At 68.2% G+C, this 14,646-nt stretch carries 10 protein-coding genes and 3 pseudogenes; 5 read left to right on the top strand and 8 right to left on the bottom strand.

The window, feature by feature from the left end; genetic code table 11:
• Nucleotides 1-915 precede the first annotated feature (915 nt).
• The 4 genes and pseudogenes from KY462_16010 to KY462_15995 all read left to right on the top strand — a co-directional run bounded on the left by KY462_16010 (nt 916) and on the right by KY462_15995 (nt 4,432).
• Nucleotides 916-1,748 (top strand): annotated as a pseudogene (locus KY462_16010) (PhzF family phenazine biosynthesis protein).
• 659 nt (nt 1,749-2,407) lie between these two features.
• Nucleotides 2,408-2,793 (top strand): annotated as a pseudogene (locus KY462_16005) (cation-transporting P-type ATPase).
• Nucleotides 2,794-2,798: 5 nt separating this feature from the next.
• A pseudogene (locus tag KY462_16000) lies at nt 2,799-2,929 on the top strand (transposase).
• Nucleotides 2,930-3,211: 282 nt separating this feature from the next.
• A complete protein-coding gene (locus KY462_15995) occupies nt 3,212-4,432 on the top strand; it encodes a hypothetical protein (protein ID MBW3579202.1) in 1,221 nt (406 codons plus the stop codon).
• Here KY462_15995 and KY462_15990 read toward each other — a convergent pair.
• From KY462_15990 to KY462_15955, 8 genes are all read right to left on the bottom strand, one after another.
• Complete coding sequence (locus KY462_15990) at nt 4,429-4,977, bottom strand: hypothetical protein (protein ID MBW3579201.1); 549 nt, start codon at nt 4,975-4,977, stop codon at nt 4,429-4,431. The genes KY462_15995 and KY462_15990 overlap by 4 nt on opposite strands.
• Nucleotides 4,974-6,050 (bottom strand): NAD-dependent epimerase/dehydratase family protein, encoded by a 1,077-nt coding sequence (locus tag KY462_15985; protein MBW3579200.1) that lies wholly within the window; start codon nt 6,048-6,050, stop codon nt 4,974-4,976. Before KY462_15985 ends, KY462_15990 begins: the two co-directional genes overlap by 4 nt.
• Nucleotides 6,047-8,227: a DUF362 domain-containing protein gene (locus KY462_15980; protein ID MBW3579199.1), complete on the bottom strand. Its 2,181-nt coding sequence runs from the start codon at nt 8,225-8,227 to the stop codon at nt 6,047-6,049. The genes KY462_15985 and KY462_15980 overlap by 4 nt, the downstream gene beginning before the upstream one ends.
• Nucleotides 8,228-8,231: 4 nt before the next feature.
• Entirely contained in the window at nt 8,232-8,579 is a 348-nt protein-coding gene (locus KY462_15975) for a hypothetical protein (GenBank protein ID MBW3579198.1), read from the bottom strand.
• Between the two features lie 407 nt (nt 8,580-8,986).
• Nucleotides 8,987-9,871 carry a hypothetical protein gene (locus KY462_15970; GenBank protein ID MBW3579197.1) on the bottom strand — a complete coding sequence of 295 codons (885 nt, stop codon included), beginning with the start codon at nt 9,869-9,871 and terminating at the stop codon, nt 8,987-8,989.
• A complete protein-coding gene (locus KY462_15965) occupies nt 9,847-10,482 on the bottom strand; it encodes a hypothetical protein (protein MBW3579196.1) in 636 nt (211 codons plus the stop codon). The genes KY462_15970 and KY462_15965 overlap by 25 nt, the downstream gene beginning before the upstream one ends.
• A 23-nt stretch (nt 10,483-10,505) precedes the next feature.
• Nucleotides 10,506-11,312 carry a hypothetical protein gene (locus KY462_15960; GenBank protein MBW3579195.1) on the bottom strand — a complete coding sequence of 269 codons (807 nt, stop codon included), beginning with the start codon at nt 11,310-11,312 and terminating at the stop codon, nt 10,506-10,508.
• Nucleotides 11,313-11,321: 9 nt separating this feature from the next.
• Nucleotides 11,322-11,981 (bottom strand): hypothetical protein, encoded by a 660-nt coding sequence (locus tag KY462_15955; GenBank protein MBW3579194.1) that lies wholly within the window; start codon nt 11,979-11,981, stop codon nt 11,322-11,324.
• Between the two features lie 973 nt (nt 11,982-12,954).
• Between KY462_15955 and KY462_15950 the strand changes: the two genes are divergently transcribed.
• A complete protein-coding gene (locus KY462_15950; protein MBW3579193.1) occupies nt 12,955-14,334 on the top strand; it encodes a glycoside hydrolase in 1,380 nt (459 codons plus the stop codon).
• Nucleotides 14,335-14,646: the final 312 nt, after the last annotated feature.

Below are 14,646 nucleotides of genomic sequence, written 5' to 3'. Positions count from 1 at the left end.
CAAACCGTTCGTGTGGACCAAGACCAGCGAAGAGATCCTGGGGTCGATCGGCCGCTACTGCGGCGACATACTCCAAGCAACCGGCACCGAACAATAATGCAGCGCTTCAATCGGACAGGACACTAGGGCGTACCGCAAGGACGGCCCCGCAGGTCTGCGCCAGCCGCACGCACCGCCTTGGCAGCCGCGCGCCCCCGGCACATCCCCTCCACCGCGGACCTACAACTGGCACAAGCTGCGTCGGGAATCAGGGGGAACGACCCACCAAGCGTCCTTGGTGGGACGTCGCCGGACGTGACCGCCCCGCGAAGTGCTCGTCAACAAGCGCCCGACACCAGCACCTCGAGGACGAGGATCCGCTGGTCGACCCCCACAGGACCTGCGACTACGACCTCCGCTCCGTCACCCACGACGTTGCCGTCGACCCGGTGCCAGGACCCCGAGAGGGTCCCCATAGCGGTTCACGGCGGTCCGCCGGGCATGCTCTCCCAGCCTGCCGGATCCAAGCCGAGCCCCAACCGACTGCGGCACTTCGCGCATCGGCGGCCGCGGCCGACTCTGGGAGTTGCGCCACAGCCGGTCTCGCGCATAGCTGGACGTCGACCACTTCACCGTCGGGCAATCGGACGGACACCGACGGAGTCTCGCCCACGCGGCTCGTGCGGGTGGCCCGAAGAATCCATCGGAGCCAACCTCGGATTCGTACGGACCCGTTACGCCGACCTCGGGGTTATGCCGACCTGGTGTCGGGGGTGGGCGCTGACGCCGGCGGATCGCCGAGGTCGGGTGCGCCTCGCTGCCCAGACCGCTCCGCTACCGATCCCGATCGCCGCAAACCGCGGTGTCTGGTCCGTTGGGGGAAGGCCAGACGAGGCGCGCGGCTAGCGTCCCGATCCCGGCGAGGGAGACGTGGAGATGACCCGCACGTTTCGGAACGTCGACGTGTTCGCGGGTGGCGGTCCGATGACGGGCAACCCCCTGGCAATCGTGCACGACGCCGAGGGGCTGTCGACCGAGGAGATGCAGCGGTTGACCCGCTGGCTCAACCTGTCCGAGACGACGTTCCTGCTGCCGCCGACCGGCCCCGACGCGGATCTTCACGCAGGCCGACGAGCTGCCGTTCGCCGGCCACCCGAGCCTCGGCACCGGCCATGCGTGGCTGGAGGCCGGCGGCCAGCCGCGGTGGCCGGACCGCATCGTCCAGGAGTGCAGCGTCGGCAACGTGCCCTTGCGACGGATCGACGGCCGACTCGCGTTAGCGGCGCCCGAGCTGCAGCGGTCCGGACCGCGGACCGACGACGAGCTCGCGCGGCTGACGCAGGCCGTCGGGACCGATCCGTCGGACGTCGTCGACGTCGGCGTGGGTCGACAACGGCCCCGGGTGGGCGGCGCTGCTGTTGCCGGGCGCCGAGGACGTGCTCGCGCTCGACGCCCCGACGAGCCACCCGACCGAGCTGGACGTGGGCGTGGTCGGACTGCATCCGTCCGGGGGCGAGGTGGATATCGAGGTCCGGGCGTTCTTCAGCAACGACCGCGGCAACGTCCTCGAGGATTCCGTGACCGGGAGCCTGAACGCCTCGGTGGCGCAGTGGCTGGTCGGCGCGGGGCTGATCGACGCGCCGTACGTCGCCGGCCAGGGTCGCCGCGTCGGCGCCGACGGTCGCGTCTACGTCAGCCGCGACGACGACGGCACGATCTGGATCCCCGGCAACACGAGCACGCTCGTCGAGGGCACGCTCCGTCTCTGAGCAGGGAGTACCGGCCGCCGTCGCCGGTGCGGCTCGCGCTTTGTGCCCCGGGGCGGCTGCGCGTGTGCGCGCTGCCCCGAAAACGGCCGCGATCGGGGCTGCGCGACCGGGAGACGGGCAGCGTCCACCATCACCTGGGTGGTCGGTGGAGGGAAAGGTCGTCTGCGCCCGGGCAGACGGCGCAGTCCACTCGCTCGGAGCATCGAGCCGGAGGCGCGGAAGCGTCGATGCGCACAGGGGAAACCTGATACGGGTGCGGCTCTCCTGAAGGGACGTCAACGGCGCACGAGTTCTACCGCGCTTGGGGCATCAGCACCGGAAGCAGCAGGTCGTGTTGGTCAAGAGCCTCGACGACGCTGAGGCGGAGGCTGAGCAGATCTCGGAACGGGCGCCGCGCTCTGAAACAACTAACCCCAACACGGGAGATAAGTGGCGCCGACGAGCGGCGCCGTGAGGTGCGTCTGAGCTGATGACGGGCTTCGGCGAAGAAACTCCCCACCACGGTCAGGTCCTGCTCGTTCGGTTGTTCCGACGGTAGGCGATGCGCTGGGCGCGTGCCCTGCGCATGCCTCGCGTCGGGCCTTGCGGATCTGTGCCCCTCATCCTTCGTGTTCGTCGTCGGGGGTGACGTAGCCGATCCCGGCGTGAAGTTGGAGACGATGTTCGTCACTGAGGGGTTCGTGAAGAAGATGGCGTGGGCGTCGCTGCGGCGGGGGATCTTCAACCATCACGTGCTGTTGGAGTTCGGGGCGTTCGCGGGCTGACCGGCGGGTTGCTGGAGATGTTCGTCGACCCGCAGTTCCCGGCCGGGCACTTCTTCGCAGGGTACGTGTCCGTCACCGCCTACCACATCCTGTCCGACTACGTGTCGCAGGTCGTTCGTACGCGCTCGTCGCAGGCGGTGCGCCAAGTGATGGACCTCCGGCCCGACACGGCCCGGGTGATCCGCGACGGGCAGGAGGTGGAGGTCCCGGTCGACGAGCTGCAGATGGGGGACCGTGTGCGCGTCCGCACCGGCGAGTCCGTGCCGGTCGACGGCACGATGGATGGCGGTGGATCTCGTGGGCGCAGCCCTGCCGCATCCCCGCGTTCATCGAACTCCACGCAAGATCCGACGGCACCGTCTCACGATCGACGCCGCGCTCGACCACGGCCTATCCCAGGGCCTCATCGCATCGAGTCGACCAATATCGTCGGGTCATCCAGTCGGGGGCCGAGCTCGTGAGGGTCGACCCCGTCACGGATGAAGTGGTAGGCGATCACGAGGATGGAGGGTGGCCACCACGAGGGCGTCCCTGTGCTCGGATGCGTACCGCGAGCCGCCAGAACTGGGCGTTTCAAAGTAGGACTCGCTTACGGTGAGCTGATCGGACTCGCCGCGGCATAATGCGGCGTCCACTTGTGGTACGCCGGGTCGCATCTTGAACGCCCGGCTCCGAGGAGGAGGCAGCACGATGCCGGACGTGAAGGGCTACCCGTACGCGTTCCACATCGCGCTCGACGGTAATGGGGTCAACGGGCTTGAGGGCCTGGCAGGAGTTTGCCTGTTCCTGTACGACCCCGAAGCCGACACCTACGCGTACAAGATCGCCTACTTCGACGGGATCGCCGCGGGTCACGCCGTCTCGCTGAATCCCTCGGGCACGGTCGGTTTTCTTGGCAACGCGGGTCAGCATCTGCTTTTCTACGATGCGGTAACTCTCGCTGAGCTGGACCGGATCTCCACCCTGCGCTTCGAACCCGCGCCAACGTCGTTACAGGGCAGTACCCACCTCATCTGGTTGTCGGACCGCGAGTTCATGACCCCGATCGGCGAGAACTTCTACCGCTTCTCACTGGACGACCTCACCGATCCGAAACGGCTGGGACCACACCGAGTCAAGCTGCCGCACGCCATGAAGATCACCGGCAGTGGTCGCTACATCTGTTACGGGTCGATGGACTCTCCGGCGTACGGCCGCGACGGCGAGGCTAGGCACGTGGGAGTCTGGGACCTGGAGACCGACGAGGCCTCGGTCGTTGAACTGCCGGCGACCTGTTGGCATGTGGTGGCAGCCCCGGGGTCGGACGTCTTCTACGCGGTGTCATTTCGGGTGGAACCGACCGACCACGTCGACTGGCACGATTGGGCGATGGCGTTCAAGAAAGAGTACGTGTTCGAGATCGACGCCGCGCAGGGGCAGGTGCTTCGGCATTGGGCTGGGGGCCGTGAGATCCCCGCCCACATCAACTCCGATCTGACCCTGTCGGACACGGAGGTGATCTTCTGCAACGGTGGCAGTCAGTCGATCGTGTGCATCGACCGCGAGACGCTCTCGTCGTTTCGGATCATCGACGAGCGCCCGGACCTCGAGGCCTTGCTACAGCGGCCGCGCGAGGTCGTCACGCAGACCTACGACGCGCTCGCGCGGGCCAACGTGTTCGGAAACAGCAACCACGTCCTGGGAGCGTTGCGGGTAAGCCGCTTCAGCCTGCTGGATTCCGTGTACGCGGCGCAGCTGTGCGCGGACCAGTCGCTGCTGTTCACCGCCAACCGCGGGCTGAACCACATTACGGTCTACGACTACCCCGACGCGACGGTCCGGCTACGGGTCGACATGCCTCCGATCCAGGATTTCCAACCCTTTATTGGCCCGCTCGCTGATCGTCGGCTGGGTTTCCACCACAGCGTCGTCCTCGGTTAACCAGGTTCACCAGCATCCTCACTGGCCCGTTGCGCGGCGGCCTCGAGGAGGCTGCGGGTGTTGCGCGGGATCAGGGTCGTGACGATGGTCTCGACGAACCGCGTGGCCGGTCGACGCAGCGGCGCGGCGAGCGCCGACAGGGCGTCGTCGGACAGGTCGAAGCTCCCTTCGAACAGCACTCGGCAGCCGCGACCTGCCATCGCCGACTCGTATGAGGTGCTCCCTTCGCACCGGATGGCTCCGGGGAGCACGAACGGTTCGATCTGCCAGGTGCAGAGGTGCGAGTCGTCGTCCCATATATTGCGGTCGATCCAACCGAGCTCCCCCTGGGGCAGCGCCCCTCGCAGGAGCTCGGGGATCCGTTGACGCACCTGCCACTCGTTGACCAAGCGTGTGCGGTCGTCGGTGAGTTCCTCGCGTTCGAGGGTTGTGATCTGGTCGACATCGTCGATCATCGGCACCAGCTCGGGTAGCCGGTCGCGCATCGTGGTCCAGACCGCGCCGACCGGTTGGCGCAGCACGACCAGCGTCCGGAAGGTCCTCACGCGTTGACCAGCTCCCGTTCGGCCGCCTCCAGTGCACGCCGAGCCGCGAACACATCGGCGTGCAGGTGCAGCCTGGTGCGCGTCTCGCGCGATACGTGCCGGCTCGCGACCAGCCACGCGAGCGCCTCGGCCAAAGCGCGGCGGGCGGGACGCGGGGTGTAGCCCAGCTGAGTCGCCTGGTCGTGGCGGTACCAGTAGTAGCGGCCGACCATGGACGACTGCTCGCGGCTCGTGACGGCCGGGCGCCCCGCCAGCCGTGCGCGCAATTCCTCCGCCCCGGCGGCCAGGTACGCGAGCGTGTGGTTGAGCCGCACGCCCCGATGCGGCAGTCCCGCCAGCTCCGCCACCGTGTTGTGCACCTGCTCCCAGGTCAGGTTCTCGCCGCCGAGCAGGTAACGCTGGCCGGGTCGTCCATGCGTGGCCGCTAGCAGGTGGCCTCGGGCCACGTCCTGGACCGCGACCACGTTGCCCCCGCCCTGATAGGTGACGCCCACCGGGTCGACGAGGACCTGAACGATCATCGCGTTGCTCGGTCCCAGGCGCGTCGCGTGGGGACCGACGCACACGGTCGGACACACCAGCACCACGTCGATCCCGAGGCGCGCGCCTCGTTCCACCGCGGCACGGTCTTGGTGGATCTTGGCCGCCACGTAGACAGGCTGATCGTGTCCGTCGGTCAGTCCTCCGGACGTGTCGACGACCTCGGGCGTCATGCGGTAGCCGAACACGACCGATGACGACGTCACGACCACGCGCCTGGAACCGGATGCGGCCGCAGCAGACAGGACGTTCGCGGTCCCGGTCACAGCGACCTCGACGAGGTCTGCGTCGACTTCTGCTCCGTACACGTACGGAACGGCCGTGTGGAACACGACATCGCACCCGTCGGCCGCGTCACGGATCGACTGCGTGTTGAGCACGTCCCCGACCTGCGGCGTCACCGGCACACCGTCGAGCGACGACAGGTCGGCGCCTGCCCGAACGAGCGGACGCACCTCGTGGCCTTCGCGGATCAGTGTGCGCACCAGGTTGGCGCCGATCAGACCGTTCCCGCCGGTGACTAGGGCTCTCACGGCTGCAGCCGGTCGACCAGCTCGAACCCGTCGCGGGCGGCCGCGTTGACGAGTCCGGACCACAGGTCCATCAGGTCGGCCAGGACCGTGTCGCGCTCGTCCCTGGACGGTTCGGCTGGACGAGCCGGCCGCGGACCGACGTGGACGAACCCGTCCTCGTCGACGTTCCGGGGACGGGACCGCCCGCCCGGCAGACCGCGCCCGCCACCCGGCGCGACCTCGGCGGACCCTGCGGCCGCACGCAGCCGGGCGACCCATGCCAGACCCTCCTCGATGGCGCGCTCGACCGCGTTGCTTGGAAGCGGCTCGGTGTCGTCCGGGCTCTCCGGATCCGTCCACGCCCGGCCGATGCTGATGTTGCGGCCCTCCGTCAGCGCTTCGAGGTTCGCCAGGGTGCGATCGAAGAAGATCCGGTACGCGTCGGTGACAAGGTGCTCTTCCAGCTCTGGGACGAGCCGCAGATCGACCGTCCGCCACAGCGGCGGGAGTACGAACTGCTGGCGCCCGGCGATGGTAACCCGGGTGCCGCCATCCACGCGTGCGAACGTGACGATGCCGTCGTCGTGCACTGCGGACCCGTTGGGGCTTGAGATGGTCTTCCAGCACATGCGATGGACGTCGTCTGTGTAGCTGGCGTGCTCGAGCTTGATCACGTCGATCGGCTGGCCCTGGGCGAGGCTCACGTAGTTAGGTTGCGGGAGGTACACGTTGCGTTCGGCTTGGCGCACCACGCGCCCGTGCTTGTCATGAGAGACCGGGACGATCACGCCACCTACGTAGTCGTTCATGTACTGGATCGTGCGGGCCACGTCGACGTCGGCGACGAACCGGTCGAGACCGATCGGAACGACGCGGGCGTACTCGAACACGATCGCCTCGTCGATCTTCCGCCAACGCAGACCCTCGGCCCGGCGCGGCGCACCGGCGGCCAGACGCGCTACCGCCTCCAGCTCAGGAACGATCGTTTCGTAGTCGGTGGCGTCGAACCGCTCCAAATCAAGGTCAAGAGGTACGATCGCCCGGCGGACGTCGTCCTTGGAGTACATGGTCCGGTACATGTCGAGTGCGAGGTGCATGTTCGCGAGCGTGTGATCGACGAACAGTAGAGCCGCAAAGGCGACCGGGTCCTCGTCCACGTCCGCAAACAGCGGAGCCAGATTGGCGTTCATGCGCGCGTCCAGCGGCGAGCGCAGCGGGAACAGCTCCGGGTCCAGCACCTGCAGCCACGGACGTACGAGCCGGGCCCAGGTGGGTGAGGCGTCGCGCCGCCTGGTGGCGTCGATGATGAGCGGGTGCGGGGACCGCCAGCCGTCGCGGGGTCGCGGGTCGCCATGCAAAGCCACGCCCTGCAAGCTCCTCGCCGTCGGCGGAGAACGTCGAGCGAGCCGGGATGTCGCCGGGTCGATGCCCATGGCTAGAGCGCCGACGTGGTCGGCCACCCACACGTCGCTCGCCGCGATGACCCGCTCTGCGCGGAACGCTTTTGGTGCCCGCGCGCCGCCGCTGCCGTGACAGCTGATGATTGCGTCGATAAGGGCCAGGTGCACGGGCGTGGACCGCAAGAGTTCGGCGACGACGTCGCCCGGGTCGCGCGCCATCCGGTAGTGGTAATCCTCGTCGACCTGGGGCAGCGCTCCAAGCAGCGTGTCCAGGCACAAGGCGTAGCCGTCCGCCTCGTCGCTGCGGTTCTTCGCGAAGACAACCCGCACGTCCGCCTCGAGCCATTTGCGTGAGAGCCTGGATCCGTACAGCACCTCGCCCCGTTCGAAGCCACCCTCGACGAGATCCTCACTCAGGTCGATGATGTCGTAATCGCGGCCGCACGGGGTGGTGAACCCGTACCCCAGCAGGTCGGCGAGGGCGAGCACGCCACGGTTCCCTGCCCACAGCGCGGAGCTGTCCGAAGAGCCCACGACCGTCACGTCCACGAAACCTGCGTCGTGGAAAAGATCGATCAGGTGTTCGACGAGCGCCGGGTCGGTGGAGGTCGGCGCGTCGAGGACGAAGCTGGAGAGCTCAGGCAGGATCACCACCCTAGCCTGCTCGAGCGGCACGTTGGCGCGTGTGGCGGCGCGTGTGCAGAACGCCATCGCACCGATCCGGTCCAGCGCCGTGGCCACCCGCGTCCCCGGTGCGAGCCCCGGCTCGTCGACGATTGCGGCGGCCGCACCGCTCACCGCGTCAGCCGCTCCGTTCCCGACCGGACGTCCTGGCAGATACACCCTCCCTGTCGCGATCCTCGTCAGCCGGCGCCCGGAACTCGACTCCGGCCAGCGACCACAGCCAGCGGTAATAGTCGGCGGAGACCTCGATGGCGTCCTCGGTTCCGCGGGTGCACTGGTCGACGGCGAGGTTCATGACGTCCTTCCCGAGCTCAGCGGCGCCTTTTTCTCCGTCGGCGTAGCGACGCAGCAACTCGGCGTACCGCTGGAGCGATCGGCTGGCGTGCTTGACCGTGGTCAGCTGCCGTTCCGCCACCTTCCGGGTGAGGTCGCGGAGGTTGTCCGTGCGCGTTGCGGTGTCCACCATGGTCGTTATTCCTGTCGGTGATCCGTCACAATGATTGCGTCTCGTTCCGTCCGCCGCAACGAACTATGGACGGGGCAGGTGTCGGCGAACACGTGCCCGGGTGGGAACGATCTACGCGCTCTACTGGAGGGACGCGGGGTGATTGAGCCGCGATCGGACGGCGATCATAGCTGGCTCAGCAATGGCGCATGTCGGTGTGTCGCGCAGCCGGGCACGTCCGGGGGTCCGAACCGTTCGTCGACGATCGCCTTGATGGTTCCCGTCCTGTTCGCGTGGGGGGCACCTGGCGGCACCGCGCATGGGCCGCGACCCGGGGACATGGCGGTGAGGGCTTGGGTACCCGAGCGACGGCCCTCCGTGTCATCACGTTCCAAAGGCCACCGACCAGGCGTTGAGGGTAGAGACGTTCACCCTCGCTCGGCCACGCCTTCACGTTGCGGGCACGGCTGGTCGTCGGGGGACTTATGGGGGTAAAGGCGGGCCGAAGGCTGGGTGCGTTCGAAGGCGCGGCCGCAGTCCGGGCAACGCGTGAGCCACTGATGGGGCACGACCGGGCTCGTGTTGTTTCGTTCCTCGTGGCTCGCCGCAGTGGGATCCGACGGCGGGGAGGTGGGTTCCTCGTCTGCCCACAGGGCGAGGTCGAGCGCGAGGTCGGCTCGTCCCTCGGCGGTGACAGCGCAGCGGTACACGAAGCCGGGCTCGAACAGGCTCGGGAGCAGCGCCAGGCGCAGTGTCACCGTGGCCTGTTCGCCCGGCGGGAGCGTGAGCTCGGAGGGTTGAATGGTCAGCGGGGGCGTGAATGGCACCCCGTCCGGCCCGACGCAGTTGCCGATGCGGAAGCGCGTCGACGTCTGGATGTTCTCGGTGTTCTCGACCGTGAAGTGACCGACGACCTCCCGCCTAGGGGGCCCGTGCAACTCCAGCGGGATGCCGCGCGGCTCCGTCGCCCTGTCGTCCCCGGGTTCGCCAGCCTCGGCGGCGTCGGCGAGGACGTGCTCGTAGAAGCGCTCGCTGTAACGCAGCGACAGCTCCGAGAGCCGGCGGTAGTAGCGGACGGTTGCTGCAGTGACGTCGCGGCGGAAATCGCCGCCTTCGCTGCGGGCGTGCTGCAGGTAGGCGCCGTTGACCTGCTGCGCGTCAAGGTGGCCCGCGGCGATGCGGCGCTGCATCTCGCTGTGGTGTCGCAGGTTGCGCAGCAGGTCCCTGAGAGCGTCGCCGGTCAGCGCCTCGATCAGGCGGCGCAGGCCGGGGCTCTCGTGGTCGACGTTCACCCGCAGCATGCGCACTCGCACGCGATCTCGTAGGATGCGCAGTCTCGGGGCAGGATCGGCACGGCGATTCTGACCGGACGGTGGTCACAGCCCTCGATGCGCAGGTCGGCCACCGCTACCACACAGTCTTCGACGTCCGACGGACGCTCGCGCTCCTCGTCGTGGTTGACGTCATCGTCCTTCTTCCCAACGTCGATCACCAGGGTGAGGTCCCTCTCCTCGCAGCCGCCCAGCGTGAACGACGTCGGGCCCTCGATGCGCCCCTCCACCGGTGCGCGCTTTCCGCCCCTGGTGGTGAACCGGCTGAGCTCCAGGGTGATCTGTCGTTCCCGTCTGCGGGTGTTCTCGATCCGGATTGGGACCACGCGCCGCTCGAAGAGGCGCGTGTAGACCACGATATCGGCGTCGGTGACGCAGCAGGTGCAGTGACAGTCGTCGCGGCCGCATCCTTGGCAGTGGTCATCGTGCTTGGAAGGGCGGGCCGCCGGCGTCAGCGTACGCAGGAAGTCCTCGACCGCGTCCGACACCGAGGTGGCCAGCTGACCGACCGCACAGGCCATCTCGCCCAGTCCCGGCGAGGTCGGTCGCTGCGTCGTCGCCCGCTGCATAGTATGTGCCTTTGCTCTCGTCATGCGACTCCCGACGGCCGTCAGGTTCACTCAGTGTCCTCGGGTCGGTACGGCACCACGACGAAGGCGAGGTCGTGGGTGTAGATTGGCACGGTCCCCCAGTAGCGCGTGTGCTGGCTGAGGGTGTCCGGCACCTCAATCTCGAGGTCGATGGTCGCCCACCGACCCGGCTCGATTACGGTCCTGCCGCTGGCGTTGCGCACCCGCAGATGGTTGGCGCGATCCAGCACGTGTTGGGAGGCGTGGGCCACCTTGGTGAGGACCGCATCGAGGTCGATCGAGTTACCCTCGGCCTCCGCGTCCTCGTCTGTGAGCTCCCGCAGGGCGCGGCGGAGGGCGCGGCACTCGAACAACTCATCGTTGAGCACCGCGTCCCCAACTGCCCCGATGGTCAGGTCGACGTTGCCCCGGTTGTCGACCACGACCCGTTTCGTCTGGACCTCTCCCGGCCGGTTCTCGACCACTAGCTGCGCCGGCGACACCGACAGTCGCAGTTCCTCAAGCACCTGAACGACGACCGGCCGTACCTCGCCCCCGACCTCAACCTCGAGCTGGTACTCGCCGGGTCGGGTCGCGGGGTTGAGCGTGAGCGCGACGCCGACCTCCGAACGCTGCTCGGGACGCAGCACCGTCGCGCCGAGGCGGTAGCAGACGCGCTGCTCGTCGCCGAGCAGTTCCGGCGAGCCCTGCAGCACCGCCTCGCGGAGCACGCCGCGACGCTGGCCGGTGTTCGCGACGGGGAGGCGGCCGCGCAGTCTGCGTGGCGGTCCACGGAAAACCAGGGGGGTCTGCTCGTCGCCGGTCAGCCTCAGGTGTGCCGCGCGGGTGCCCATCGTCCGCCCTCAGCTTCCGAGACGGATGCGCAGGCCTTCTCCCGCGCCCGGTTCCGACACCACCACAGGATCGCGTTGCTTGCGGTGGCCGGGTCCCCGGCGCGGAACGGTTTCGCCGCCGACTTCGACATGGGGTCGCGTCGGGAGGTCGTCGATAACGATGCTCGACTCGCCGCTCCAGTCGAGGCCCACGATCTGCATGCCAAAGAACGTGAGCCCCAGATGGCGGCGGTAGGGGCGGCGGATGCACTGGCGGGGTAGATCGCGGATACCAAGTGTCACGCACAGGTCAACGACCACCGGCTCGACGTCGATGCGCGCGTCGGTCGTCATCTCGGTGACGATCGGCTCGGTGATCGCAAGCTCGGTGCGCATCTCGGTCTTCATCGGCTGCGGCAGGATGACCTCGGTCCTGGTGTTGAGTGGCTGGCCGGTCCCACCGACCTCCATGACCGACCGCAATGGCCGTTCGGTTCCGCCGACCTCGACGTTGATGTCATCGAAGCCGAGGAGGTCGAGAGTCATCGAAGATGCAGTCTCGGCATCGACCTCTACGTCGATGTCACCCGCATCCTTGCCTTTCCCTCCACCTGCCATCGTGACTCCGTCCGCACCGGATCGTCCAATAGTGGACACAGCTAGCATGGCACGGAAGTTGGGGCGGAGCAACGCCTTCGCGAGAATCCCTCGGGGCGCTGCCCGGGGGCCACATGGCACAGAACAGCAACCTGGCGAGCGCCTCCTGTCCGAGGCGCGGGCGTTGGCGCTCGTCCGAGCTCGGCGATCGCCGCCAACCGTCGCGCCGGCTACGGGCCTCGTACGACCTCGTCGCCGACTATCCCTTCCGCGAGGCAAACGGACTGCGCCCCGCCCTCGTCGTCGCCGCGGCCCACGCCGCGGGGGAAGAAGGCGTGTGCGCAACGGTAGAATGTGTCGAGCGTCGCCTCGACGAGGACACTTCACAGTGCGTCCGTAACAACCCGTCACGCAGGGCCGTGTACGGGGAGAATCTCATGGCCGGCGTCACATCCGCGGGTCACATCGAAGAACGCTACGGCCGGCCTCGTCCCGAACAGCGCTGAAACCCACCCTGGATGCTGTGCAGGATCTGGACGTCTCGCCGGGCAACGCACGAGGCTCGCTCGACCTTCATCACGCCGGCGATCTCCTCCGAGACCACCCAGCGGACAGTGACCTGGCTGCGTCCGCCTCACCGCAACGGTCGGTAGTGACCATCCCGGACTGCGGCAGTTCGCACGTCGCGACCGACGAAGCAACACGGCAGTTGCGCCAGAGGACCGCAAGAGACCGGGCGCTACTCGCCCTCTGGAGCCACGAGGCGTCCCGTCGAGCTTGAACCCCCGGCTGCCGCACGACAGCAGCGGCAGGAGCCAGACCCGTGGCTGCGGCGTTCCGTGGGTTCAACCGCATAATGCCAACATTCTCGAGCAACTTAATCGGACAATGCCGCTAAGCAGGATGTATCGCCCATGCGTATGCTTCGGCGGTGTGCGCGGGAGCACCGCAGGTTGCGGACGGCCGCGTCGTGGGGGGTGCCATGCGCTTCTTGGAGGCGGTTGACGGTGATGTTGCCGGTGGTCGCGCATCTCGTGTCGGCGGTGGGAGGGTGTGGCGCGGCGCGGTGGTAGCGGCGTTGTTGGCCGCGGTCAGCGTGGCAGCGGATCCTGCCACCACTGCGTCCGCCGGGGAGCAGGGAGCCTGGTTCTCCGATCCGGTGGTGGTCAGCGGGCAGAACACCGCCGAGCCGGGTATCGAGGTGGCCCCTGATGGGAGGCTGTACGTCAACGCCCCGGCCGGTCTGCTGGCAGATCTGCCGGGCGCCGCCAGTTTCTTGTGGCGTTCCGACGATGGGGGCGCCACGTGGGTGTTGACCCCGCCGGGGCTGCGAGCGGCGTTCCCTGGAGGTGGCGATTCGGACGTGGCGGTGGATCCCCAGGGCGCCACGGTGTACTTCAGCGACCTGTGGGTGGGAAGCTCGACCGCCGCGGTCTCCGACGACCGTGGTAACAGCTGGTTCGCCAGTCCCTTGAGCGGAGTGGTGATCCACGACCGCCAGTGGCTGGCAACCTCGGGTGGTGGCGTGGTGTACCTGGCCTACAACCAGATCCCGGCCGGGGTGATGGTGTCCAAGTCGGTCGACGGGGGCAGGACGTTTGTCGTGCATAGCCTGGCCGCCAGCGTGTTGGACCGCAGCGGCTGCGTCTGCCCACCGGGCACGATGGTGGTCGAGGAGGGGACCGGGCCGGCTGGGCTCGCCGACCGGGTCGGTGTGGTCTACGCGACGTCCACGGGGGGTGTCGGCTTCGCTCGTTCCGTTGACGGCGGGCTGACGTTCGCCCAGGTGACGGTGGCACCCGCCCGCGACGGCATCGACACGACCCGGGCGTTCCCGGTGGTGGCCAACGCAGGTCCGGGCCAGCTGGTGGCGGTCTGGCAGGAAGTTGTGGAAGGCCAGCGCACCCGGGTGCAGTTCAGCGGCTCCGCCGACTGGGGGAGAAGCTGGTCCGATCCTCAGGTGGTGGTCGACGCCGGCACGCCCTTGTTCCCGTGGGTGGACGCCAACGGTGGGGGCAAGGTCGGCGTGTCGCTGTACCACACCGACCAAGCGACGCTGCCCGATGCGGCGCCTGACGACGCGGTGTGGTTCGAGCGCTACCTGGAGAGCCTCGACGGTGGTCAAACGTTCTCGCCGCTGGTGACGGTGGACCCGACACCGGTCAAGACCGGACCCATCTGCACACAAGGCGCAGCCTGCGCGCAGGACCGTGAGCTCCTGGACTTCCAGGCCGTGGCCATCGACACCGACGGGCTGGCCCTGCTGACCTGGGCGCGTTCCATCGACAACGTCGCTGACACCGAGATTCGCTTCGCCAGGCAACTGACAGACGAAGCGACGACGGCCGCGCCGACGCTGCACCTGCACGACGCGGTAGGCGACGCGATCACCCGTCCGCTGCCGTGGCTGTTTCGGACAGCAACGTGGTCGCCCACCGGACGGTGAATTCCCGCAACAGCGGAGAATCTTCGGTGTCGGGTCACGCTGTCAGCGTCGCGATCGGCCGGGTCGATGCGCTCACCCCACCGGCCATACGCACGTCGCCTGAACCGGCCAGGTCTTGGCTGTTGGGGCGGCCCGGGGAAGGGCTGTTGATGCGACGGGTGACGCCGCTGTGTCGGAGCCGGCGGCTAGCCGTGATCTTGCAGTAGGGGCTGCGCGAGATACGTGAAAGTGCCCTCCAGCGCCGCGAGACTGTGGTTTGTCTGAAGAACCAGAGCCGCGGGCGGAGGGCACCTCGTTGATGAACGCTACCAG

The organism is Actinomycetota bacterium (assembly GCA_019347675.1).
Taxonomy (GTDB): domain Bacteria; phylum Actinomycetota; class Nitriliruptoria; order Nitriliruptorales; family JAHWKO01; genus JAHWKW01.
This window is presented reverse-complemented; position numbering and strand designations above follow the sequence as displayed.